Annotated in this window: 15 protein-coding genes; 6 read left to right on the forward strand and 9 right to left on the reverse strand. The window is 36.6% G+C overall.

The window, feature by feature from the left end; translation table 11 throughout:
- Positions 1 to 390 precede the first annotated feature (390 nt).
- The 5 genes from QNH36_RS21870 to galU form a co-directional block, all read right to left on the reverse strand.
- Complete coding sequence (locus QNH36_RS21870; RefSeq protein ID WP_283904220.1) at positions 391 to 603, reverse strand: alginate lyase family protein; 213 nt, start codon at positions 601 to 603, stop codon at positions 391 to 393.
- Between the two features lie 251 nt (positions 604 to 854).
- Positions 855 to 2,180, reverse strand: coding sequence for a UDP-glucose dehydrogenase family protein (locus tag QNH36_RS21875; protein WP_283904221.1), 1,326 nt, complete (start codon positions 2,178 to 2,180; stop codon positions 855 to 857).
- Between the two features lies 1 nt (position 2,181).
- Positions 2,182 to 3,621: a hypothetical protein gene (locus QNH36_RS21880; RefSeq protein ID WP_283904222.1), complete on the reverse strand. Its 1,440-nt coding sequence runs from the start codon at positions 3,619 to 3,621 to the stop codon at positions 2,182 to 2,184.
- Between the two features lie 36 nt (positions 3,622 to 3,657).
- Positions 3,658 to 4,344 carry a sugar transferase gene (locus tag QNH36_RS21885; protein WP_481825291.1) on the reverse strand — a complete coding sequence of 229 codons (687 nt, stop codon included), beginning with the start codon at positions 4,342 to 4,344 and terminating at the stop codon, positions 3,658 to 3,660.
- 18 nt (positions 4,345 to 4,362) lie between these two features.
- Positions 4,363 to 5,250, reverse strand: a complete 888-nt coding sequence (gene galU / locus QNH36_RS21890; protein ID WP_283904223.1) for a UTP--glucose-1-phosphate uridylyltransferase GalU — start codon at positions 5,248 to 5,250, stop codon at positions 4,363 to 4,365.
- A gap of 382 nt (positions 5,251 to 5,632) precedes the next feature.
- On the opposite strand from galU, the gene QNH36_RS21895 reads away from it, so the two are divergent.
- Both QNH36_RS21895 and QNH36_RS21900 read left to right on the forward strand, forming a co-directional pair.
- Complete coding sequence (locus QNH36_RS21895) at positions 5,633 to 7,042, forward strand: MBOAT family O-acyltransferase (protein ID WP_283904224.1); 1,410 nt, start codon at positions 5,633 to 5,635, stop codon at positions 7,040 to 7,042.
- A 19-nt stretch (positions 7,043 to 7,061) separates the two neighbouring features.
- A complete protein-coding gene (locus QNH36_RS21900) occupies positions 7,062 to 8,243 on the forward strand; it encodes an alginate O-acetyltransferase AlgX-related protein (protein WP_283905452.1) in 1,182 nt (393 codons plus the stop codon).
- 23 nt (positions 8,244 to 8,266) lie between these two features.
- On the opposite strand, the gene QNH36_RS21905 is transcribed toward QNH36_RS21900, so the two are convergent.
- Both QNH36_RS21905 and QNH36_RS21910 read right to left on the reverse strand, forming a co-directional pair.
- Positions 8,267 to 11,197, reverse strand: a complete 2,931-nt coding sequence (locus QNH36_RS21905; protein ID WP_283904225.1) for a S8 family serine peptidase — start codon at positions 11,195 to 11,197, stop codon at positions 8,267 to 8,269.
- Between the two features lie 208 nt (positions 11,198 to 11,405).
- Positions 11,406 to 13,571 carry a N,N-dimethylformamidase beta subunit family domain-containing protein gene (locus QNH36_RS21910; RefSeq protein ID WP_283904226.1) on the reverse strand — a complete coding sequence of 722 codons (2,166 nt, stop codon included), beginning with the start codon at positions 13,569 to 13,571 and terminating at the stop codon, positions 11,406 to 11,408.
- A 188-nt stretch (positions 13,572 to 13,759) separates the two neighbouring features.
- Between QNH36_RS21910 and QNH36_RS21915 the strand changes: the two genes are divergently transcribed.
- The 3 genes from QNH36_RS21915 to QNH36_RS21925 all read left to right on the forward strand — a co-directional run bounded on the left by QNH36_RS21915 (position 13,760) and on the right by QNH36_RS21925 (position 21,091).
- Complete coding sequence (locus tag QNH36_RS21915; protein WP_283904227.1) at positions 13,760 to 15,730, forward strand: S8 family serine peptidase; 1,971 nt, start codon at positions 13,760 to 13,762, stop codon at positions 15,728 to 15,730.
- Positions 15,731 to 15,918: 188 nt separating this feature from the next.
- Positions 15,919 to 19,866, forward strand: coding sequence for a S8 family serine peptidase (locus tag QNH36_RS21920; protein WP_283904228.1), 3,948 nt, complete (start codon positions 15,919 to 15,921; stop codon positions 19,864 to 19,866).
- A 208-nt stretch (positions 19,867 to 20,074) separates the two neighbouring features.
- Positions 20,075 to 21,091, forward strand: coding sequence for an acyltransferase family protein (locus tag QNH36_RS21925; protein WP_283904229.1), 1,017 nt, complete (start codon positions 20,075 to 20,077; stop codon positions 21,089 to 21,091).
- Positions 21,092 to 21,266: 175 nt separating this feature from the next.
- Here QNH36_RS21925 and QNH36_RS21930 read toward each other — a convergent pair whose 3' ends face one another.
- Positions 21,267 to 23,129 carry an LTA synthase family protein gene (locus QNH36_RS21930; protein ID WP_186326782.1) on the reverse strand — a complete coding sequence of 621 codons (1,863 nt, stop codon included), beginning with the start codon at positions 23,127 to 23,129 and terminating at the stop codon, positions 21,267 to 21,269.
- A gap of 475 nt (positions 23,130 to 23,604) precedes the next feature.
- Positions 23,605 to 24,624: a UDP-glucose 4-epimerase GalE gene (gene galE / locus QNH36_RS21935; protein WP_144478143.1), complete on the reverse strand. Its 1,020-nt coding sequence runs from the start codon at positions 24,622 to 24,624 to the stop codon at positions 23,605 to 23,607.
- 245 nt (positions 24,625 to 24,869) lie between these two features.
- On the opposite strand from galE, the gene QNH36_RS21940 reads away from it, so the two are divergent.
- On the forward strand, positions 24,870 to 25,328 hold the full coding sequence (locus QNH36_RS21940) for a hypothetical protein (protein WP_144478146.1): 459 nt from the start codon (positions 24,870 to 24,872) through the stop codon (positions 25,326 to 25,328).
- The last annotated feature ends 136 nt before the right edge of the window (positions 25,329 to 25,464 follow it).

The following is a 25,464-nucleotide window of genomic DNA, read 5'->3' on the forward strand; positions in this document are numbered from 1 at the left end:
TCCCTTAATTAATTTAATATGTTATAAATCCTCTGTTTTACCACTGAAATACGGGAAATCTGCAGGTGATATAATCCAATTTGCCACTACCCTTTATTACGAGTTACTTCCAAATACAGGTGACCATTTTGATCCTGCTGATGATTAAATAGAAACTTCCACCTCTCAACTGACTCATTAAATAAGGCTTCATTATCTAAGTAAGTTGAAAGTGACATGATCAAAAGCATTCCCTAGTTTCCCCAATTTTTTCCCAGCTTCATGGTATTAAGAGGAAGTACTTTATCTGAAGAAAATTCTGAAAATCCTTCTGATCTTTCGAAGTCCAACTTGGTGAACGCTCAATTAAGGATGCGGCCACTATCATTGGAAGAAAATGTATGCTTGCAACTAAGGGGGTGTCCTCTTTTTTGCTATGTATTTAGTATGATTGTACCATGCTTTTATGATTCTGATTGATGCCTCAGCATATTTCTCTTCTCCTGTGATTTGGTAAAACAATGCTAACTCATAAGCTATATTTACATCTGTTACCAGACTTTCTTTGTTTTTTCTATCTCCCTCCATTTCCTTGTAAACAAAGGGTACCGAAAACTCTTTCATAGCATTAGGCTCATGCTTTAATTTATTATCAATCAAACTTGTAGCTGTTTCCAACCCGAATACGTTGGTTCTTTTTTTTCTTTAATTCTTGTTTGTAGTTCTGTTATTCTTGAATCATCAATAAGTACTGGATTTTTAATATTATTTAAATTTACATCATCTTGGTCATTTACAATGATTAAAATAAGTATAATCATAGACGATAGTATAAAAAAACCCTTAAAGCTATCTTTAAGGGTTTAATTTTTTACCTATAATGTAACAATTTCTTTTTCCTCAACTAGCTCAGGTCTACCGATTGATTTATACTTAAACTCAGTTAAATTAATTTGTTCTTTAGAATAAACATTCCTGCCATCAATCAATACTGGTGTCTTCATTACACCTTGAACCGCATTCAAATCAATTTCTTTGAATTCATTCCACTCTGTCAGTAAACAAATTGCATCACTACCAGCAGCTGCATCTATACCGCTATTGCACCATACAATACTAGGATGATTCATTTGAGCCTTAAAATTTTCCATAGCGACAGGATCAAAAGCTTTTACAGTTGCCCCGCCTTTTATTAACTCGTCAATAACCTCAAAAGCAGGTGCATCCCTAACATCATCTGTATTAGGTTTGAATGCAAGACCCCAAATAGCTACAGTTTTGCCGCTAAATGATCCCATTGAACTCTTAAGCTTTTCCAGTACGTTAAATCTTTGGTTTTGATTCACTTCAATTACTGCTTTTAAAAGCTTAAAGTCATAGTTAGCATTTCCGGCAATCTGCACTAGTGCGTTTGTATCCTTAGGGAAGCAAGATCCGCCATAGCCTATTCCAGCATTTAAAAACGCTTTACCAATTCTATTATCAAATCCCATACCCTCAGCGACCTTTGTTACATCCGCCCCTACTTTATCGCAAATATTAGCAATCTCATTAATGAAGGAAATTTTAGTAGCAAGAAATGCATTAGAAGCATACTTAATCATTTCGGCACTTCTTATATCAGTTACAATAATGTTTTCCGTTAGAGGCTTGTGTAATTCAACCAAAATATTCTTTGCTTTTTCACTTTCAGTGCCAATGATAATCCTGTCAGGGTTAAATGTATCCTTTACAGCAGAACCTTCTCTGAGGAATTCAGGAACAGATACAACATCAAAAGAAATGGATGTTATTCCTTTAATAATATCTCTAATTCTCTCATTTGTTCCTACAGGAACTGTACTCTTTGTTATAACTACTTTATAGCTATCCATTTCTTCAGCTATTTCTCTAGCTACTTGTTCAATAAACTCAAGGTTAGCTTCTCCATTAGGAAGAGGTGGTGTACCGACAGCTATAATAATAATATCCGAATTTTTTACGCCAAGCGACAAATCTGTAGTGAATTTCAGCCTGTTTTCCTCATAATTCTTTTCAATTAATTCTTTTAAACCAGGCTCGTATATAGGAGATTCTAATCTATTTAAAGTGTCAATTTTTCTCGGATCTTTGTCTACACATATTACCTCGTTTCCAAGGTCTGAAAAGCATACACCAGAAACAAGGCCGACATATCCAGTACCGACAACTGCTAATTTCATGTTATTCCTCATCCTTTTTAATTCTTAGAGAAGTTCTAAGATTTTTGATCTTGTGAGATATATTTAAATCTAAAGAGATATTGTTAGAACTTATAATGGAAAGAGCTATTCCCGTAAAGGCAAAAATAAAAAAGTATTGTGGTCCACTATTATATACCTGTTCACCTAGAGACTCAATTAAACTTTGATTGAGAATCATGATGGTAAATAGAAGGAATATTTTAGAGTCAGAATCCTGAATTACGCGGAATCCTTTATATAGTAATAAAATTATATAGATAAAAATCGAAGCTAGTACGAGTGCCCCGATAATTCCTATTTCGCCCATTATTGAGGGCCAGTAAGTATCAGTAGCCCACTTTGGATCTGTTGAGTACAAACCATAAATTTTGTCTAATCCATAATCTACATAAACTGGACTATAATGTTCCCTTGCTGTCCAGCTGCCATATCTTCCGAATCCAACTCCGAAGGGAAATTCTTTCCACGCAATAACGAAACCGAAAATATAAAGCGCCTTTCGTGCAGATTCTTTATAGTCTATTGAAATATATCGATCTATAGTCAATAAAGATAACTGAACAACTGCATAAATGATTGCTAACAGAAGCACAGCGCTTACTGCCATTAAAGGAATAAAACTTTTTTTAGTACGTAAGTTTTTTATGCTTTTTAAACCAAACTTTAGGTGCAAAACGGCAAAGAGTGTATTAAATACAATCGCAATTACAGTCTTAAATCGAAATGAAAAAAATGATGCAAAGAAAACAGTTGCTGAAAGCAGCCCTGCCCTTTTTTCCTTTTTAACAGTATAAACCGACAGTAAATACATGCCAACAATCGCCAGGAACCATCCGTAAATGCTTGGATGCGTGAAGATAGATTGAATGCTGATAATCCCAATTCGATAATCAAACTTATGATCTGTATTTATTAATCCCCTAAAAGGCTCATAGAGGATAAGATCAATAACAGCAAAAATTAAAACGATTACGGTTATCTTCTTAAACAACCTGGTAAAATCATGGATATCTTCAGAAGAAAAGGAAATACTCCGGAAAATAAACAGCACTAAAAAACCCTTCAACATTAGGATTGCACCTTGAATCGCTACGTTTAAGGGGACTAGATTAATCAAACTTGAGATACTCCCCAGGAGAAATATAATAATTAAAGATGAGAGTAAGAAATCGAATTTCCAATTTCTCTCAAAATAATGGAGTATAGCTAAAGGAAGCCCCAGAAGAATTAAAACCTCATCCAGGTTATTTAGCAGTTTTCCAGCTGTTTCATTCAATAATCCCAAATTAATTACGATTAAATCCTGAAACAGCAAAAGAATTAAAACTCCTGGCAAAAATGCTTTAATTTTATTTGAGTCCTTGTAAAGCTCTACTGTAAAAGTAAATAAATCCTTCAATTTAAGGAACATTTTTTCCATGTTTAGAGTGTTCCTCCTTTGTTGCATAAATGTATCTTAGTAAGCATCATCTTTGTTAAGGAGCAAAACGAACACTGTCTTAATAATGATTTTCAAATCAAACCATATGCTGCGTTTAGCTATATATTGTAAATCCAAATTCACCATTTCATCGAAACCAATAGAGCTTCTGCCGCTTACTTGCCATAGACCTGTACATCCAGGCACCACAAACAATCTTTGCATATCATAATCCGTGTACTCCTTAACTTCTCTCGGAAGTGGCGGCCTTGGTCCTACGAGACTCATTTCACCTCTTAAAACATTAAACAATTGAGGTAATTCATCAATACTAGTCTTACGAATAATCCTTCCTACTTTCGTAATTCTCGGATCATTCTTCATTTTAAACATCGCGCCTTGAATCTCATTATATCTGAGAAGTTCTTCGAGTTTCTCCTCAGCATTCGTTACCATTGACCGGAACTTAAACATATTAAATTCTTTTCCATTCAAGCCCACTCTTTTTTGTGCAAAGAAAACTGGACCTTTGGGATCATCAAGCTTTATAGCAATTGCAGTGACAATAAAAACAAAACCTAAAAGGAAAATGCCAATGAACGAACCAATAATATCTATCAATCTTTTTAAAAACATGTAATTTTTTTTCTCTTTAAAGTCCTCCAGTAAGAGAGCTTCTTTAGCCATATAACTGTTATTAGCCATGTTAGATAAATTTTGCATACCAACACTTGCCCTTCATTAAATATTCACTTTGTTATTCTCTTTTACCAATTGCTCAAGATATTCTAATAACTCATATTTCAAATCATCATGCTGGAGAGCAAATTCCAGTGTTGTTTTTACAAATCCTAACTTCTCACCAACATCATAACGGGAACCTTCAAAATCATAAGCATAAACCTTTGAGTGAATGTTTAATTTCTGGATTGCATCTGTTAACTGGATTTCGCCTCCAGCTCCTTCTTCTTGTGCTTCTAAAAAATTGAAGATTTCAGGTGTCAGTATATACCTGCCCATAATCGCTAGATTTGAAGGAGCACTTCCTGGCGCAGGTTTTTCTACAAAATTATTAACTTCAAACAATCGGCCTTCGGCTGAAATGGGGTCCACAATTCCATAACGATGCGTTTCATCATCACTTACTGACTGTACCCCTATAACAGAACAACCCTTTGAATCATATTGGTCAATTAACTGCTTAAGGCACGGAGTTTCGCTTTGAACAATATCATCTCCAAGCAACACTGCAAAAGGCTCATCACCAATAAAACTCCTTGCACACCAAACTGCATGCCCAAGTCCTTTAGGTTCTTTTTGTCTAATATAATGTATGTTTGCAAGGTTAGAAGAGTATTGTACTTCTTTGAGCAAATCAAATTTTCCTTTATCATATAAATTTCTTTCCAATTCTGGTGCATGGTCAAAATGATCTTCAATAGCCCTTTTGCCCTTTCCAGTAACGATAATTATATCTTCAATTCCAGAAGCAATAGCTTCTTCAACAATATATTGAATGGTTGGTTTATCAACTATTGGCAACATTTCTTTGGGCATCGCTTTAGTAGCGGGAAGAAACCTTGTTCCTAAACCTGCGGCTGGAATAATTGCCTTTCTAACTCTTTTCAACGCTTATCCTCCTTATAAATTGCCGAAATCCCTATTTCGTACATTATAGTAACAAATTTCCTATTTTTTTTAAAAGGTAAATGATTCCTTTTTTTTAACCAAATTAATTTTTCATCTTAGAATTATAGCACAATAAAACTACAAAAAAGACAAAAATCTTACATTTTTTAAGAATATATTGCAAACAATATATTTATAACTATTCTAACACTTTTCTATCTTAATTTATAAAACCTCTTTCTAATAACTTTTTAAATAAAAAAACATACTATTTATAGGGCATTATAGGGATATATAGGAATTTCTGTGGAAGTATGTCATTTAATAGAAAGAAATGTTATATTTATCCCTGTGATTAATTAATACAAGGTTGGTGTTTGTTTTGGTTTTTAGTAACCTAGTCTTTTTGTTCGCCTTTTTACCAATTGTTTTATTTTTTTATTATATAATTAAGCCTGAATTAAAAAATATCGTATTATTGATTGCTAGTTTAATTTTTTATGCGTGGGGAGAGCCACAGTATGTTTTCTTGATGCTATTTTCCATATTAATCAATTATTTATTTGGTTTGGGTATTGATAAGTTTAGATCTTCTATACAAAGGAAGGTTTTTTTGTGGATTTCTATCATTGCAAATATAGGAATCTTAGGTTATTTCAAATATAGTGGTTTTTTGATTGAAAATATTAACTCACTTTTAAATACAAATATAGAAATTAAACAATTACCTTTGCCCATCGGGATATCTTTTTTTACATTTCAGGCCATGAGTTACGTAATCGACGTCTATCGCAATAACGCAAAAGTACAAAAAAACATATTTTCACTTGCACTTTATATTTCCTTATTCCCCCAATTAGTAGCTGGTCCTATTGTACGTTATAACGATGTAGACGAACAGATATCGCACAGGATAGTTACAATAGAAAAATTTAATGAAGGTATTAAAAGATTTATCATTGGTTTATCTAAAAAAGTTTTATTGGCGAACGGTTTTGCAAGCATTGCTGATTCTATTTTTTCAACTCCTGCCAATGAATTAAGTGTACTATCAGCATGGATTGGTATACTTGCATATACATTACAAATATATTTTGATTTCTCTGGATACAGTGATATGGCCATTGGGCTGGGGAAAATGTTTGGGTTTGATTTTCTGGAAAACTTCAACTATCCCTATATTTCAAAAAGTGTTTCGGAATTTTGGAGAAGATGGCATATGTCATTAGGTAACTGGTTTAAAGACTACCTGTATATCCCGCTGGGTGGGAACAGGAAAGGAAAACTTGCTGCCATTAGAAATCTCCTTATTGTCTGGACTGCGACTGGGTTTTGGCATGGAGCCAGTTGGACATTCATGGCGTGGGGTTTTTATTATGGAATTCTGATTGTTTTAGAGAAATATGGTTTCCTCCGCTTTATTGAAAAGTTGTGGACACCAATACAACATGTATACACCTTAATAATTGTTATGATTGGATGGGTTTTCTTCCGTGCTGACAATTTCTCATATTCATTAGATTTTCTGCAGAGAATGTTTTCCTTTAAAAATACAGTGGATCGAACAGCTTTGCTGTTTATTAACGAGAATTGGATTTTATTTATAATGGGCTTTATTTTCAGTATCCCTATTCTTCCATGGATAAAACAATTATACAGTAAAAATCCATCTACGGTATTGAAGCCGATTTTTACGTTAGCCTCAACTGGTGTGTATATGCTTTTATTGGTTGCAGTCATGATGTTCCTTGTGAATTCAACATATAATCCATTTATTTATTTTAGATTTTAAGGAGTTGATCGACGTGAATATGAGAATAATTGAAACCACACTCCTGCCTGTATTGTTTATACTGTTTCTTTTTCTTATAGGAGGATATTTATATCTATCTCCTGACCAGGAAGTTTCTTTTGTAGAGTATCGATCACTACAGCAAAAGCCAGAAATGACTTTAAAAGGAATAGCAAACGGAGAGTTTGTAAAGCAGTACGAGGATTATTTTACAGACCAGTTCCCAGGTCGAAACCTTTGGTTGAAAACATATCTAAAATTGCAACAGCTCTCAGGAAAGACATTTTTAAACGGTTATTATATAGCTGAAGATGGAACGATTTTACCCGAGCCCCTTAAACGATTTAATGAAAAAGAAATTAAGCAAGCAAGTGTAAACTTAAATAAGTTTGCAGGTTATGCCTCCAGTAAAGGAGCAGAAGTTTACTTCTTTGGTTTACCTCATAAAACAACTAATGTTGTAGTTAAAATGCCCTCCTTTGTTGAAATAGGGAAGAACAAAGAAAAGAAAGATTACTTTTATAGTAACTTATCTGCTAACAACATGAAAATAGTGGATATCAGTGAAAAATTTAAAAATAAATATACTCAGGAAGAGATTAATGATCTATATTTCAAAACTGATCATCATTGGAATGCAGAAGGGGCATATAGTGGTTATCAGATTATTAAAGAAACATTAAAGCACTCTTCAGTTTATACCGATATTGAAAATAAATATGAACTAAAATGCAGTAATAAGAAGTTTGAAGGAAGCTACAACAGACAAGTTTACGATATTGTGGATTTAAGAGTTGATAAACCTTGTATTAAAGTTCCCGTAGATAACAAATATAGTGAATATAAAGTATATGTAAATGGAAAGAAATCAGCATATGATAAAGTATACGCGGCTGGGATTGAAAAGAACTCTAAATTGATTTATGGCCATGTTTTCACAGATGATATAAGAAAAATAAACATCTCCAATCCAAAAGTTGAAAAGGGGAATGTGCTAATTGTTAAGGATTCTTATGGTAGCCCTATAACATTCGACATAGCCCAACATTTCCGCAAATCGACTGTAGTTGATATTAGATATAATAAGAAACAGAGCTTAAAAGACATTTTAGATTTAGACACCTTCGATGCTGTAATTTTTTTGTACAATGATGGTATATTGCAAGGTGAGCTATATGAGTTTGATAAAGCCCCTCTCTAAATGAGAAGGGCTTTCTTTTAAAATTAGCTGATAAGGACTGCATCCAAAAATACCTTGGTGCCAGTTGAGACAGAAGATTTTTGGCCTTTTATGATAATCTTTATCTTGTGATTGCCTGATGTAAGATTATTAGTTTCGAATAGGACTGCCTTGTAAACGGGAATAGATGAATAAGTATTTATTGTTTTGATATATTTTCCGTCTATATAAATATCAGCTGTTCCACGATTGGTGTATTTTGATCCAAGTACTTTCACAGAACGGCCTGTAAAAGTTAGCTCTGCTGTATGTCCAGCTGATGAGGAAAAAATAGATGACTCACCGCTATACTTTGAAAGCTGATGATTTATCCACTCCCCTTTGCGAACAACCTTGTTTTCCTGTACAGTAATTTGCTTGGACGATGACACAATAAAAGCATCTAGATAAACATAGTTACCGGAAGAACTAGCAGAATGTTCTCCTCTGATGACGAGTTTGATTTTATGGGAGCCAGATGGAAGTCCATTTTTTTCAAACACCACAGCTTTGTGAATTGTACCTGATGAGTAAGTGTTGATCGATTTTTCAAACTTTCCGTCAATATACACATCAAATAAGCCCCTGTTTGCAGCTCTTGTTGCCAATAACCTAATTCCATTACCTGTAAACGAAACTTCTGCCGTTCTTCCCTTTGTACTACTGTAAATGGCTGAACCACCTGAATAAGATGAACTTTTGCTTGTTCCCCATGTTCCCGACTTGGTAATAGTGTTGTTGTTATCTTCAATTATATAAGAAGATAATCCACCTAACACTGTTATAGTATCTAGATTAATTGAAGTCGCTGTCCGGCTTGTTTTGCTTCCAGTTTGCCCTGTCCATTCGATTTTTAATGTGTGTCGGCCATTATAAAGGCCTGTCTTTTCATAAATAACAGTATTATATTCTTTACTGCTAGAATATAGATTAATAAGCGAAGATGTTCCATCAATAGTTACTTTTGCAATTCCTTGAACAGAGTCTTTTAAAGCAGAAAGCCGAATGCCGGTTCCATTGAAAACGAATACCATTTGTGAACCGCTTTTGTTCGTTGAATGATAAGAGCCAGCGGAGGAATTACTGTTTTCATTTCTATTCCAGCTTCCAGTATAAACAAACTCCCCAGCAGTATTTTCATATACCGCCGAAGGGGCTCCGAACCTGGCATTCAATTTATAAGCTCCTTTACCTTCGAACGCATAAATATCAATAAAATATGTACCTGCTGCAGGCGCTCTAAAAGTTATTGATTCTGATGATGAACCGTTTTTTTCTGAATAGGCAACTATACCCGAGTTTGAACTTACGGTTGAAGCGGATCCGTTGTATAGATATAAATCAAAATCGGTTCCTTTATCTCCCGATAGATTAATTGTAACTCTCTCACCTTTTAATAGTTTAATAGAATAAACATCGTCCTTATCTGTAGCTGAATCAACGCTCCCTGCTACCTGAGTCCCATTTAATGCAACTCCCGGGATATCATTGTCCAACGAATAATTTATAGCCCTTCCTGCATTCACCAACCCTCCAGAAAAAATTTTCCCTGTTAATGAAGAAAGTGGGTCGACAGATTCTATAATGGATCTTTTGATCTGACTGACAGTATACCCGGGATTTGCACTAGATATAAGTGCAGCTAAACCTGTTACATGCGGAGCAGCCATTGAAGTTCCATCACCGTAGGCATACGCTTTGCTATAATCGGATTGATAATATGATTTTGGCAGAGTGCTCAAAATGGCCGTCCCTGGTGCTGCAACATCTACTGTCTTGGGGCCGTACGCAGAAAAATTCGCCAGATTACCTGTATTATTAAGTGCAGCGACTGAAACAATATTTGGAAGATCGAAACTGGCAGGAAAACTAGCTTGACTTGAATAATCATTATTCACGCCATTATTGCCTGCAGCTGCAATAAAAAGGATATTTGAGGATTTCATGGCATCATATAGTGCATTACTAAAGCCAGGTCCACCCCATGACATGTTGACAATTTTAATTCCTTTTGATTTAGCATAATCAATTGCTAATATAGCATCCGAATCATATCCGCCTGAGTTACCCATTATTTTAAGAGGCATAATCTTCACGTTTGGCGCTACTCCTATTACACCAATGGAATTGGCTGAAGCCGCAATAGTACCACTGACGTGTGTTCCGTGGCTATCCTCATCAGGGTCATCAAATACAGTCTTATTTCCCCAGTAAAAATCCCAGCCATTCACATCATCAATATAGCCATTCTTATCATTATCAATCCCATCCCCCGGAATCTCCCCTGTGTTTTTCCATATGTTATTCTTTAAATCCGGATGGTTGATATCAATTCCAGAATCAAGAACTGCAATGACCTTATTGGAACTCCCTTTAGTTTTAGTCCATGCATTTTCTGCTTTTATATCAATTCCGCTTTTTCCTATATACCCTTGGACGGACTGACCAAAGTTCTTTAGTCCCCATAGTTCTGAATACAACGGATCTTCAACTGAATTGATATAACGCTTGTAATTTGGTTCTGCATATTCAACAAGATTAGTTTCTTTTAACTTTTTTATTGTTTCATCAATACTTTTGCCTTCTGGAACTTTTATTAGTTTAGCACCTGTGGTTTTAAAATTTTTTTCTACCTTTAATCCCAGTTGTTTTTCTACCGTTCCTAGTTTATTAAAATCTTTAACAGACTTATATTTAACAATGATTTCATCTTTTTTATATAATTCTTTATTAACATTTTCAGATGTGTTAGAAAAAAGATTTTTGTAATTTTGGTTTATATTTTCTATTTTAATGAAGGAAGTAAAATGCTCTGAAGTTTTTTTCTTATTTTTGTACACATCATTTACACTTGATGTTGCACTGACCCCTAAGGGTGTTGTAATTAATAAAGCTAAACTACTGATTAAAACAAGATTTATAATCTTTTTAAACATAAAAAATCTCCCCTAATATTCTATCATATTAACATAATAATATAGAAAATATTGGATTTTTACAATCTTAAGTTACAAATTTTACCTATTAAATGAGAAATGAATTATATTATTGAAAATAAAAAAAAAGAGTGTCCTCATTAACCTTTTGAACACTCTTTCTTCTATTTAATATAAGTAATATCTTATAATCATTTAAAGTCTTATTCTATTTAAATTCACCCAAAACATTATTCACAATCCGAGTAAGCTTAGCGTCCACCGCCAGGCTACCCCCAAAAGTAATAGAACCTGTAGAAAACACACCGCCTCCCCCAGGATGATCATAATAAACCATATGTGCCCCTGCACCGATTGTATTAGTTCCTTTTGCGAGTATGATAGCATTCTTTGGCGTATATCTGTCCGCCTGGTCAGTTTCCCAGCCGGATGCCCCTCCTGTTGAATTGTTTATTTTGTTTAGACCCTGTGTACCGATTAGGTCTCCATTTTTAATGCCTGTGCCGGTAAAAATCCAGTGGCCTGCATTGCTCACCTTATATGGAGCAGGTACAGAAAACCCTGTTGATCTGTAGCCAACTCCTATTAGTGCTGTTTCAGGCTTTCCAGTTTGATAAAACAAGCCTCCGCGCTCACCTGTAAATGAGTGTGTGCCGCCATCTTTTCTTACTTCAATCTGATCACCCATTAGAGCAGCTCTCCAATAGATTCCGTTTCCTGATAGATATAGTACATTGCCTCCATTTTTCAGGTGGTTTTGAAGTCCGTCATACATTCGAGTTGACCAATATTCACTGTGGGTGCTAATGATAATAGTTTTGAATTTACGGATAATGGCTGGATTATCGTTAAAGTCCCTTTCGGTAAACATACTGTATGAATGTTTATTCCTCTCCAGCCAGCCTATTATATGCTTTTCACCGTTAGCGAGGTGTCCTATATTCCCGGATGGATCTGCACCGGGGTTAGGTCTGTCAAAACTGACAAATTCATTATATTTTCTTGCTCCATTCACAATACTGTAGCTGTACAAACTCTTACCGCCCCAGCTGTTGTATGCCTGCCAGGTATTTGTCGATGCCAATACTCCGATATCCGTAAAGGCAGGCGTTTTTTCCTTTACAATGAAAGTTATAAAAAAGCTATTTGCGCCATCGTATACCTTTGCCGCATACATACCAGTATTCCAACTGGACGGTATCGTGAACTTATAAGCAGTATCCCAAAGTGCCCCCTCTTTATAGGCATCATTGAAATAATTTTGAACGGTACCTTTAATATTATTTATGCTGGAAACTATTTTTTCCTCTTTACCATATCTCATAAAATCTATTGAAAAATTCGCCTGGGGAGAATGAATCTTTAATTCTATGGTCTCACCTGGATAATAACTTAATTTATTCGAGTACCCTTCAATTGAATGGGTATTTTCTATAGGATATAAGTTCCCGGCAACCGATTGCTGTACAGATGCTGTCCCCCCAAGAACTGTGATAGATTCCGCATTACCCGGAAGCAATATTTTTTTTATGGGAGCCGGCACATATGATGGCATTGTAAGAAGCATAGGAGCTTCCTGTTTCGCCGCAAGCACTGACCCGGTTAAAGCATCAGCAAAAGTTAACCCGGTGGAAATAAAGAACCTGTTAGTATTTAAATTTAAATCCTTTATCACGTTTGCGGACACTTCAAATCTGTCTTTTCCGCTTATTCGTTTTCTGCCTGGCAAGCTGTTAAATACCGTCGGCCCTACACTGCCCTCTCCTCCTACAACAATTACCTTTGTCCGTCCCTCCAATGCCTTTTTTGTTATATCCGGAAGACGGTCCTTTCCAGTCAAAAGAATCGGATAGCCGCTTCTTGCTGCATAAGGTGCAATCGATAAGGCGTCTGGGAATTTCAAACCATTAGCGATAATGGCAGTATCAGAAGGCCCTAATGATCTTGAAATATTGGAGGCTACCTCAAATCTGTCTTTCCCGCTTATTCTTGATGCAGCTATCCCCATTTTCTCAAGTTCAGTCTTAATGCTATTAGAAATACTTGCTGGCCCTCCAACAAGGATCGCTTGTTTTGGGTTCAATCTACTCAGCTCTTTTTTCGTCTTATCTGTCAGAATATCTGCCTGTGTCAATAGAACAGGCGCATTATCCTTATAAGCTAACGGCGTTACCGCAAGGGCATCTGCAAATGCTTTGTAGTTTGTTATATATACCTTCTCGCTGCCGCCAGGCCACCCTTTTACGGCAACCTCAATAGCTACATCAAAACGGTCATTTCCACTTAACCTTGAAACGTTACCTTCCGCCGCTGCGTGCTTTGTACTTCCGAGTACAAAAAACACCAAAATAATAAACAACAGTTTCATCCTCATCCTAAAACTTCCCCCAAATATTATTCTCTATATATCTCCTTTTCTATTATCGGACCTTCTTCCTTAGCCTTAATTGAAATTAACAATTTAATTCCAATTAACTTTTAGACGATTTAGCCGATTAAAATAGTGACTAATTTTTAAAAAAATTTCCCTCTGCACAGGATTACTATCAAAGGAGAAACATAATGAAGATTAAGCTAATATCACTCACGTTTTTGACAACTTTTACTCTTTTTCTCCTGGTCACTCCCCAACAGGCGTTAGGTAAGGAAACAACTGAGAAAATTGTTCTTTTCAGGGATGCAGTTAACCGGCATTTAATTGAGTCATACGAGGGAGTCATTATCGAGGAGTATAAGAATATTCCCGCTGTAAAAATAAATATTAATGAAGCAAAAATATTATCACTACAGTCAAACTCACAAATTTTATTAATTGAAGATGAGCAGAGAGTCGAAAAAAGCGGCCAAATGGTTGAGTGGGGAGTAAAAGCCATTCAAACCCAAAAAGCCTGGAACAGTCATTACACAGGCAAGAATGTAAAGGTTGCAATAATGGACAGCGGTATTTCTCCACATGAAGATTTAAAAATAGCAGGCGGCAAATCGTTTGTGTCCTATACTGCTTCTTATAAAGATGATTCTGGGCATGGAACCCACGTTGCCGGGATAGTAGGGGCACAGAACAACGGATTAGGCATCGTAGGAGTTGCGCCAGACGCCAGGGTATATGCACTGAAGGTTTTAGACAGAAATGGGCAAGGCTATCTGTCCGATATGATCGCTGCAATCGATTGGGCAATTACTAATAATATGGATGTTTTAAATTTAAGCCTTGGCTCCATGGAACCTTCTTATGTACTGGAAAGAGCTCTGAATAAAGCTTATAAAAGCGGAATGTTGATTGTCGCCGCGGGAGGAAACGAAGGAACGAGTACTGGCAATGGAGATAATGTTGCGTACCCTGCTAAATACCCTGCTGTAATTGCCGTGTCTGCAGTTGATCAAAATAAAGTTAGAGGGAGCTTCTCCGCAACGGGAAATGCTATTGAGTTTTCTGCACCGGGAGTGGGAATTGTAAGTACACATTTGGATAACAAATATGTCAGCTATTCCGGAACCTCCATGGCTACCGCATTTGTAACAGGAAGCCTTGCATTATTGAAAGAAATGTACCCTGATTTATCTGCCTCTGCGCTGCGTGAAAAGCTGGGAAGGAATGCTCTGGATCTAGGGGCTTCTGGAAAAGATTCCTGGTATGGATTGGGGTTAGTCCAAACACCACTCACTCCGGAGAGGCTATCAGGTAAAGACCGCTTCGAGGTTTCCGCTAACATTTCCCAGAAAGGCTGGGATTCAGCTGATACTGTATTTATCAGCAATTATAATGCTTTCGCGGATGCTTTATCAGCAGCACCGTTAGCATACAAATACAATTCACCTATCCTTTTGACTCAAGCTGGCAGCCTAAATCCAGTAACTAAACAGGAGATCACAAGATTAAAGGCTAAGAACATTGTGTTGATAGGCGGGAGCGGAAGTCTTAATGACTCGATTGCGAAAGAATTGAGGGGTATGGGAAAAAACGTAAGAAGGATTGGCGGACAAAACAGATTTGAAGTTTCAAAGAACATTGCATTGGAATTAGGAACTTATCAGACCGCCATAGTAGCTAACGGCTTGAATTATCCTGATGCGTTGGCCATCGCACCATTTGCTGCAAAAAATGGATTTCCTATATTGCTCACTCGTCCAGAAGCTGCTTCTAGGGAAACTTTAGAGGTAATCCAAAAGAAGAATGTCCAAAATACAATCATTGTGGGCGGAGAGGCAAGTGTGAGCAGAAATGTCTCCTATAAGCTGCCGAAACCAGTTCGTATTGGCGGGAAAGATCGGTACGAGGTCGCATTGAATATATTTAATAAGTATTTCGCCGATACAGGAAAACTCTACTTTGCCACAGGAACAACTTTTGCAGATGCATTAACCGGATCCGTATTAATCACAAAGGAAAATGCCACCATCCTGCTTACTGGAAAGGATACACTGCCAGGTTCAGTTTCAGACACTTTGGCAAAACGCAAGATCCAAACTTACATTATTTTAGGTGGAACAGGTTCAGTTGGCAGTAACGTCCTATCTTCGCTTAGTAAATAACCGTTTAAAAAACCAGTTGCTAATCAATTGGTTTTTTATATTTTAGAAAAAAATAGCGGATTTTGTCTAAAAGTATTTGTATCTTAAAGAAATTAACCCATTTATACTATTTTTAGGAAAATAAAGGGAGGGATATTCAGGCTTTTTGTCATGTCCGGTAGAAAAATATCTTATTAGGGGAAAAGAAGATGAAAAAAACTAGAATTCTATCATTAACTTTAGTTTTATTATTAGTGATGGGAAGTATACTTCCATATCCAGCTTCTGCTATATCTTCTGCAAAAGGAAATAAAGTTTCACAGATCAGCAAAACCAAATTCAAGGAAAAAGTAAAGAAAAGTCAGGTACAAGCTGACAAGAAGAACGGAAGTCCTGTTTCACTGAAAAAGAAAGCAGAAAATCCTTTAGAAACAAAACTAAAGAACAAAGCGAATAATAAAGATGGCCATAAAGAAAAAACTGCTACAAATGAATTAATTATCAAATACAAAGCAAAAACTGATTCTAGTAAAATACAAACCCTTCACAAAAAGTTTTCTTTACATTCATCCAAGACACTGAGATCAGTAAATGCTGAAGTTGTAAAAATTCCAAAGGGCAAATCAGCATCAACTGTAATCAAAGAGTTAAAAAAGGATCCCACAATAGAATCTGTCCAGCCAAACTATAAGTACTATGCAAGCGAGATCAATGATGCACCAAATTATTATGATCAGCTTTGGGGTATTCATAACACTGGCCAGGCAATTAAAAATATCCCAGGTATTGCAGATATTGATGTAGATGCGAAAGAAGCAAGGACCAGTTATGCTGGTAAGCTATCACAGGTAGTGGTTGGGGTAATTGACACAGGAGTAGATATCAGCCACCCAGATTTGAAAGATATTATATGGACCAATCCTGGTGAAGCTGGAGCTATGGCATCCGACGGAATTGATAATGACAAGAATGGCTATGTGGACGATGTCCATGGATGGGACTTCGTCAATAATGACAATACTGTGTACGATCCTCTTGATGGAGACGAACATGGAACTCATGTATCAGGTACCATTGCAGCCGTTTTAGAAGGAACAGGAAACAAAGGGGTGGTTGGAGTTGCCCCGAATGTTAAGATACTGCCTATTAAATTCTTAGGTCCCTGGGGAGGCACGACCTCAGATGCCATTTTAGCAATTGAATATGCAAAAAGCATGGGTATTAAAATCACAAACAATAGCTGGGGCGGCGGAGAATATGATCCACTATTAGAGGAGGCAATCAATAACTCCAACAGCCTGTTTGTAGCAGCTGCCGGAAATGATGGAATGAATAATGATATGTACCAGTCTTTTCCATCAAGTTTTGAAAGTGCAAATATACTATCCGTTGCGGCTTTAGACAACATGGGTAATCTTGCAGACTTTTCTAATTACGGATTCAACTCCGTTGATGTGGCAGCACCCGGCGTTAACATTCTGAGCACAGTCCCTAAATACCCTGACGTTGAAATAGCTTCTGCTCTTGGGGTTGAAAATTTAGGCGCCTCTGCACAAATAAATAACACAGAACTGAATTTCAAGGCTGTATTCGACGGGGTCGGGTATGAAAAAATAAATGAGAACCAAAGATCAGATGCATTTGATAAAGCACTCAGCTTCCTTGATATTCCTAAAGATCAAACTAAAAAAATCCTGCTCGTCCAGGATGATGAACATGATATTGCAAGTGAAATTCCAGTTCCTGAATTACAGGAATATTTCAAGGACTATCTTTCAACTTATGAAAACCTTCTTGAAGGTTATAACTATGAAGTACAGTCATTGGATTTTGATTCTTCATTAATGGATAGCGGGGTAGATTTGTCTTTATATGATGCTGTGGTCTGGTTCACAGGACACGGGCTTGGAATAGGTGCCGATGAAGGAACAACACTTACCTCTGCTGATATTGATACGCTATCAAACTACCTATCTAACGGCGGCCGTCTTCTGCTGACAGGACAGGATGCCATTTATGGACAGGAATCCTCTCCTTTCGTACAGGAGTTGTTAAGCTTGAATGTTTATCCTGACATGGGACCAAACCTGAATGTATCAGGGCTTCCTGGCGGCATTTACGAAGGCCTTTCATATGAAGTAGACCGTTTTGAATCTCCATATCCTTTTGCTGATTTTATCCAGTCAACCGGACCTTCAGCAACAGTGAATCTAAAGTATGTCTCTGCATATAAACAAGCATACGATTATTATAATGGTACCTCTATGGCTACACCGCATGTTACTGGTGTTGCTGCCTTATTTGCAGGCTTATATCCTAAAATGTCACCAGAATTAACAAAGCTTTATTTAAGCCATAAAGGGAAAGAGCTGCCAAATCTAAAAGGTCTTATTAATAGCGGGAAATTAGCCAAAGCAAGCAAGCTCAATTTCTTTGATGACAACAATTTCCCTGGCACACCTTTAGTTAAGAACATTCTAAATGGCAGTGTCAATGTTACAACAGATAAAGATGATGTCTATGCAGTCGCCCTAAAAGAAGGCGAAGTATTAAATATCTCCTTAACAGGACAGGCAGGAACCGACTTTGACTTATATTTATATGACAGCTCTGCAGCAGATATATCAAATGCGGGCGGAATGGTTGGTTATTCTGAGAACGAAAACACATCGAAAGAATCCATTAAATTTACAGCACCAGCTACAGATGTTTATTTCATAGATGTCTATGCATTTAAAAACTCAGGTTCATATAAGCTTTCTGTTGGGAATTTTGCAGGCTCCTATGAAGATAATTCAGATGCTTTGTCATACTGGGGCAATTGGGACTATATAGAAGACCCTGCTTTATCAAAAGGAACAGCAAGCGTTCTTAATTCGCAAGGTGAAGTCAACTTTTCTTTTGTGGGGTACAGTTTTGAATGGCAAGGCTTCAAAAACTATAATCAGGGAGTTGCAGATGTCTATATCGATGGAGTAAAACAGAGTTCACCATCGTTGTATTCATCAAGTTTCAAAGCAAAGGAAAGAATCTATAGAAAAGATTATTCATCCTATGGCGAGCATAAGGTGAAGATTGTCTGGACAGGAAAAACAGATGCTGCAGCCCGCAAGAGTGCTGCCGGAATCAATATTGACAGATTCATAGTGAGAAGTAATCCTGTTTCTCTGAATGTCTATTATGACACTACGAAGAAACATCCGGTCGTTTCCTGGAATTCTGTTTCATGGGCAGCTTCCTATGATGTTTACCGTAAGGAAAGTACGCAAACTGAATATAAAAAGCTGAATACTACTCCAGTTTCAGCTGTCAGCTTCAATGATACAACTGCATTGCCGGGCAAAACGTATGCATACAGCATTGTGATTAATACAAAAGATACTCAGGAAACACCGATGTCCACGTCCTTCACTTTTGTTTACGACGACGATACAAAGGGACATATTAATTTATCATCAAGTACCGTAAAAGGATCTTTAAATTCAGCTTCAAAGGACCTCAATGACGTTTGGTCCAAGCAATTGGAACAGGGAAAAACATATCAATTCGTCCTTACTGGTCCATCATCAGCTGACTTTAATCTTAAATTCTTTAAAACCGGAACGACGACGATTTATGGTGCAACTCCATTAAAAGAGTCTGCCTTATCTGGTTCAACCGAGAAAGTGACTTTTACACCGCAAACTACAGGACTATATTATATAGTTCCAACCGCAAAGAGCGGAGCTGGGCAATATAGCCTCACAGCATCGGTGCAGACAACAAAACGTATGGAAAATACAGATTCAAATCTTAAATACACAGGAACATGGAGTAAGATAAGCTATTCCAGCGCTTCTGGAGGCAGCATTGGCCGGGCGAATTCAACATCAGCCAGTCTGGCATACTCTTTCAGTGGAACATCACTTAAGGTTTACGCTTTAAAGGATACAAACATGGGACTCGCCGATATATACATCGATGGTATCAAAGTCAAGCAGATCGATTTGTATGCATCAAGCCGCAAATATAAAGTGAACGTCTATGAATATAAACCATCTGACAATAATAACCACACAATCAAGATTGTCCCAACCGGGAAAAAGAATAACGCTTCAGCAGGCACATATGTAAATATTGACGCTTTAGATTTAACAAAGTTTACGCCATTGAATTAACGAATAAAATATTGCATTATGCTTGCAGACCCAGTCTAATTTTTAGACAGGCCTGCAGGCTTTTTTTATTCCAAAAGGATTTCTCGATAGGTATTTTTACTAAATTCAAAAGATTAAAAATTAGGAAAAAGCTCTCAGTGAACCTGTTAAATGAATGTGCTAAAATAATATTCGACATAATTAGACGGCATAATTCGTTGGAGGCAGCATGAAATACAATCACACAATCGATAAACTAAAATTCTTTGCAGCTATTGCTGTTGTTCTAATCCACACCACCGGTTCGCTTCAACAGTTTAACCTTGCTACACTAACGAATTATTATTCATACAGGCCATTGCTGGATCTTGCCGTACCTTTCTTTTTTGCGGCATCTGGTTATTTTCTTTCTGGGAAGACAGTATCCTACCTTCCAGGCTATCTAAAAAAGATTTTATCCATTTATATTTCCTTCACTATCTTTTATTTATTATTTAAATTACTTATCACTTTCACTGATAGATTACTGTTAGGCACCGCCTTCTGGAACGGAATCAACTCCTTCTTGAAAGGCCTTACATTTCAAGGTTTGATCAATGGCACTTTAGGATCATTTCATTTATGGTTTTTGACAGCTTTAATAATTTCAGCACTTCTTTTATTTATTTGTTTACGCCTTTCTATAAAATCCGAAATGATTTTTGTCTTGGCTGCTATTCTTTATTTTTCAAATTTAGTTGGTATTCTTAACTTCAACGATGTATTTATGTATGGAGGATTTGCAAAAGGATTTTTCTATTTAGCTATGGGTTTTTACTTAGGAAATAAAGATATTTCAAAACTCAAGTGGCCCTTAGCGGGTTTAGTCAGTTCTATCTTGATATTAACTTTATTGTCATACTACCATTCTAGTTTAAATGTACTTTTCTTAATGTCTGCTACCTACTATTTATTGGTATACGCTGTTCAAAATCCTGGAGAAAAAAGTTATTTATCCAATTGGGGATCTTACTCATTGAACATCTATATCCTTCATATCTTTGTGTATCAAAGTATAAATAAAATATCTATATACTCAGGTATAACTGAATACTATAAATTCCCTTACTATTATCTGACAACAACCCTATTAGCACTCGTTATACCTATATTATTGTACAGACCTGTAGATAAGTTCCTGGCTGCCCCTGTTACACAATGGGTCCATAACATTACCTTTATTTTGAAAGAAAAAAGCGCAAAATAATGCAAAGAGAAATGCAGAGGATTACCAGCATATAAAGTTTGCGAATAAAATTCTTATACACAAGAAACCAAAAATGGCATGTCAAACTGCTGTCAGTTTGCACGCCATTTTTATTGTCACTTATTTGATTTGCACCCCAAAAACAGAACAGTTAAGAATGTTAGATGGGATTATGCTATTTAAAAATATCGTTGATCAGGTTATTCTCCAAAAGAAATTGAGAGGTTTCTATGTCCTTCATCAATTTGTTATAACCGGGCCTGCATGCTTCAATATTCGCTTTTTGGCCGGTTCTGTTGTCTATACAAGTCCCTGAGTCAAACGTGCCTTTATGTGATGCATGATAATCATATCGGTCAGAATAAAAGGTGTATCTTGTTGTTTCATAAGCAAAACCTACAAATCCTTCTTGATCGATATCCAGCGGCTTCCCAAATTGAGCCAGCGGTTCATCTATCCCGAGCAAGGAAGAAATAGTCGGATATATATCCATCTGGCTGGTGACCTTCGTACTCACAAACCCCTTAACCTGTCCAGGATGGTGGATAATTAAAGGAACATTGAATTGTTCCTTTTCACCAAACTTAATTCCCAGCAATTCCTTTAATTCGTTTTGATTCTTTGGCAGCAATCCGTAATGGTCCCCATATAATACAAATATGGTATTATCCCATAGGTTTTCTTTCTTTAGATCTTCAATGAATTTGCCAACAGCCTTGTCAAAGTAACTAACACTTTGCAGATAATTCCCCGTTGAGGTTCCCTCCAACTTTTCGGAGAGGTAAAGAAATTCATATGGGTCAGGCATCTCGAATGGCCTATGCAAACTGAGCGTAATAATAAAGCTATAAAAAGGCTTTTCTGACTGCTTATATTCATCAATCATCTGGGAAAACATGCTAGCATCTGATATTCCCATCCCAATCACGTCATCCTTTTTAATAGAAGGGTGATTGGCATGATAAAACTCTTCATACCCCTGCTTTTCGTAAGCTGCTTGTCTATTCCAGAATTCAGGAGAGTTACCATGAGAGGCGCTAGTTTGATATCCTCTTTTCTTTAATATATTGGCTAGTGACAGATAATTATTTTGAGGGAAGCCTTTGTAAATTCCCTCTGGCGACATTGGATATAAAGAATTATTGGCAACGAATTCTGCATCCGATGTATTTCCTCGCCCAATCTGTAAATAAGCATTAGGGTAATAATGACTTCCTGAGATCAGCTTATTTAGATTAGGGGTAATTTCCTGCCCCTCAACCTCCAGTCCAATAGGGAAAGTATTCAGAGATTCTGCTTGAACCATAATGATATTCTTATCTTTAAATTGTCCATAATAGGGTGAGGTTTTTTGAAGCATCTGATTTTTTTCAAATTCACTTCTTATCTCTGTTAGTTGTGCAGAGGTTACACTTACAGGCTCCTCTGCAAGGGTATCGGCAAAGAGTGAATGACCTTCCGAATAGATATGTGCTGGCAGGACCCCTGTCAAAGATACCATGTACTGATCCGAAAATGACGATTTTAATGGGAAGAAAGCGGTGAATAATAGCATAGCAATACCTGTTACCATAAACAAAGAAGAAAGCATAGATTTTCTTTCTTCGGCAACTTTCCGGTTAAACCAGTAAAAAAAGAATAAAACAAACGGTATGTCAATCCAATATATAAAATCACTGGCATATATCAAACTAATGACGGATCCTGCAACATCTCCCAGCTGATTAGCCTGACCTGCCATCTCAATGTGAAGAATGGCATCATAATATCTCTCATAAAGGACATCTCCATAAAACAACATACTTAAAGCTAAATACAGTAAACCGGCAATAAAGCTATAAAACTTTGATTTTCTCAAGACTAGCAAACTAGTCAGCACCAGACTTAAGCCGCCAGAAGAAAATAAAATAAATTTTTTATGGGGATTTAACTCTAATTCATGAACAAAGTAGAATGTTCTTAGACTCCAGACAGTGGTTACTATTAGAGGTAATAATATAGTGTATAATATAAACCGTTTATTATATGATAAACGCAATGAATACAACTCCATTCACAATGCTAAATATAGTGTTCTTACTATTTTTAACATAAATTTACAAAAACTTAAACCTATTTTAATATTTTTCTCCCTAAAACCTAGAAATTCTACATACTTTTTACACATTTTGTAGTTTTTTTGGTTTTCAAAAATAAAGGATATAACAAGTAGAAGATGAATAATATTAAGATAGGTTACTCTCCATTTAAAAGTGGGTATATTAAATAAAAAATCCAGGGAAGTGATATCATGGAGCACGAAGGTAATTTTGCGATTGGATTATCATGGGGAATTTCGTTAAGTATACCGCTTTGGATATCAATGCTTGGATGGGTAAAACTTTTAGGCAGCTTTTTATATTTGCTCTTTTCTTAAACATTGTTGCAATAGTATTACGAAGCTAGAAGGCATAGATTTAAAAGCAATAATCGATACAAAAACAGCACCCGCTTCATTGTGGGTGCTGTTTCTTTTACTTAGACACTTCATATCCCTTAGGATTGCTTTGCTGCCATCTCCACGAATCCCTGCACATCTCTTCAATTCCTCGTTCCGCTTCCCAGCCAAGTTCTTCTTTGGATTTACTAGGGTCAGCAAAACAAACAGCAATATCACCAGGACGCCGGTCCACGATTTTATACGGTACCTTGTTTCCTGAAGCATTTTCAAAGGCGTGGACAATCTCAAGAACACTGTAACCTCTTCCAGTTCCGAGATTGTATGCTTCTACTCCGTTAGATTCCATGACTTTTTCTAACGCCTTTAAATGGCCCACCGCCAGGTCCACGACATGGATATAATCCCGGACCCCAGTACCATCTACTGTTGGATAGTCATTACCGAAAATCTGTAATTCCTCAAGTTTTCCAATCGCAACCTGGGTTATATACGGCATCAAATTATTAGGGACTCCAGTTGGATCCTCTCCGATCCGTCCGCTTTCATGTGCCCCAATTGGATTGAAATAGCGCAGCAATGCAATGCTCCAGCTATTGTCCGCTACATTCAAGTCTTTTAAGATTTGTTCAATCATCAATTTTGTGCTGCCATATGGGTTGGTTGTGCTGAGCGGGAAGTCTTCTGAAATAGGCGTTTTTTCCGGCATGCCATATACCGTAGCTGATGAGCTGAACACCAGCTTCTTAACCTCAAACTCCTGCATCACCTGGCAAAGCACTAAAGTACCTGTAATATTATTATGATAATAATGAAGCGGCATGGAGACTGATTCTCCTACTGCTTTCAATCCCGCAAAATGAATAACTGCTTCAATTTGGTTTTCCGCGAATACTTTTGCCAGGGCTTCCCGGTCAAGCAAATCCACATCGTAATAGGAGAATTCCTTTCCTGTAAGCTCCTTCACCCTTTTTAATGATTCCGGTTTGCTGTTTGAGAAATTATCAACAACGATAATCTCCTTGCCAGCGTTCAATAATTCCACACATGTATGGCTGCCGATGTAGCCGGCACCCCCTGTTACTAGAATAGCCATTGAGGACCTCCTAATTATAAAAAAACAATTTTTATTACTTTCAACGTATGCAATCTTAATATAACAAATTAAGTCAATTGCTAAAAGCAGGAACTGAATTTCAACTGAAAGTTTTCCAAAATCAACCGATTTTCTCATTAATGTCAGCCTTCCTCAATTGATTACTCCCATATCATCATACCTGCTTTTTTTCTACATATAAGTTTAATAAAGGAGTGTGCCATCAAATACAGAGGAGCTATTTTATGCGCAAAAAACACCGTCAAAAAGGAATCATTTTGGCTATTTTTATAATGGCAGTTCTTTTTTTTCTTTTTAACTTAATCACTTTATCTCCTTCTAAACAGGCAGAATCATTAGTTAGCAAGTTTTACTCATTTGAGCAGGATGGCAATTATTCTGAATCATGGAAATTACTGCACCCCTTTATAAAAGAAAAGTTCCCCAAGGCTGCTTTCATCCAGGATCGTGCCCATGTATTTAATGGCCATTTTGGTGCAGAAACGTTTGCTTATGAAATAGAAGATGCCACAGAAGTAAAAGGCTGGAAACCAGCTAAAGGGGAAAAATCCTATAAAAAGGCTTACAAATTTATAGTGAAACAGAGATATTCTGGAAAGTACGGAAAGTTCCATTTCTCGCAGGAGGTCTATGTAGTGAACTACAAAAAAGAACTGGTGATTTTATGGGATTATAATCATTAAGAGGCTTTGGATATCACTTCTCCTGTGAATTTTCCCATGCTGCCATATTGAAAAAGAAAGAATGCTGTCGTTTCTTATCGAGAACATTTTATACAAAAACGTTCACTATTAAATTAAAATAAAGATAATACCTTTT

This window comes from Mesobacillus sp. AQ2 (assembly GCF_030122805.1).
Taxonomy (GTDB): Bacteria; Bacillota; Bacilli; order Bacillales; family Cytobacillaceae; genus Mesobacillus; species Mesobacillus oceanisediminis_A.

Coding starts and splice junctions, on each gene's coding strand:
- QNH36_RS21900 (WP_283905452.1), top strand. CDS start 7,062: ATGAGAATAATTGAAACCACACTCCTGCCTGTATTGTTTATACTGTTT.
- QNH36_RS21885 (WP_481825291.1), bottom strand. CDS start 4,344: ATGCAAAATTTATCTAACATGGCTAATAACAGTTATATGGCTAAAGAA.
- QNH36_RS21940 (WP_144478146.1), top strand. CDS start 24,870: ATGCGCAAAAAACACCGTCAAAAAGGAATCATTTTGGCTATTTTTATA.
- QNH36_RS21875 (WP_283904221.1), bottom strand. CDS start 2,180: ATGAAATTAGCAGTTGTCGGTACTGGATATGTCGGCCTTGTTTCTGGT.
- QNH36_RS21880 (WP_283904222.1), bottom strand. CDS start 3,621: ATGGAAAAAATGTTCCTTAAATTGAAGGATTTATTTACTTTTACAGTA.
- QNH36_RS21870 (WP_283904220.1), bottom strand. CDS start 603: ATGAAAGAGTTTTCGGTACCCTTTGTTTACAAGGAAATGGAGGGAGAT.
- QNH36_RS21920 (WP_283904228.1), top strand. CDS start 15,919: ATGAAAAAAACTAGAATTCTATCATTAACTTTAGTTTTATTATTAGTG.
- galE (WP_144478143.1), bottom strand. CDS start 24,624: ATGGCTATTCTAGTAACAGGGGGTGCCGGCTACATCGGCAGCCATACA.
- QNH36_RS21915 (WP_283904227.1), top strand. CDS start 13,760: ATGAAGATTAAGCTAATATCACTCACGTTTTTGACAACTTTTACTCTT.
- QNH36_RS21925 (WP_283904229.1), top strand. CDS start 20,075: ATGAAATACAATCACACAATCGATAAACTAAAATTCTTTGCAGCTATT.
- QNH36_RS21905 (WP_283904225.1), bottom strand. CDS start 11,197: ATGTTTAAAAAGATTATAAATCTTGTTTTAATCAGTAGTTTAGCTTTA.
- QNH36_RS21910 (WP_283904226.1), bottom strand. CDS start 13,571: ATGAGGATGAAACTGTTGTTTATTATTTTGGTGTTTTTTGTACTCGGA.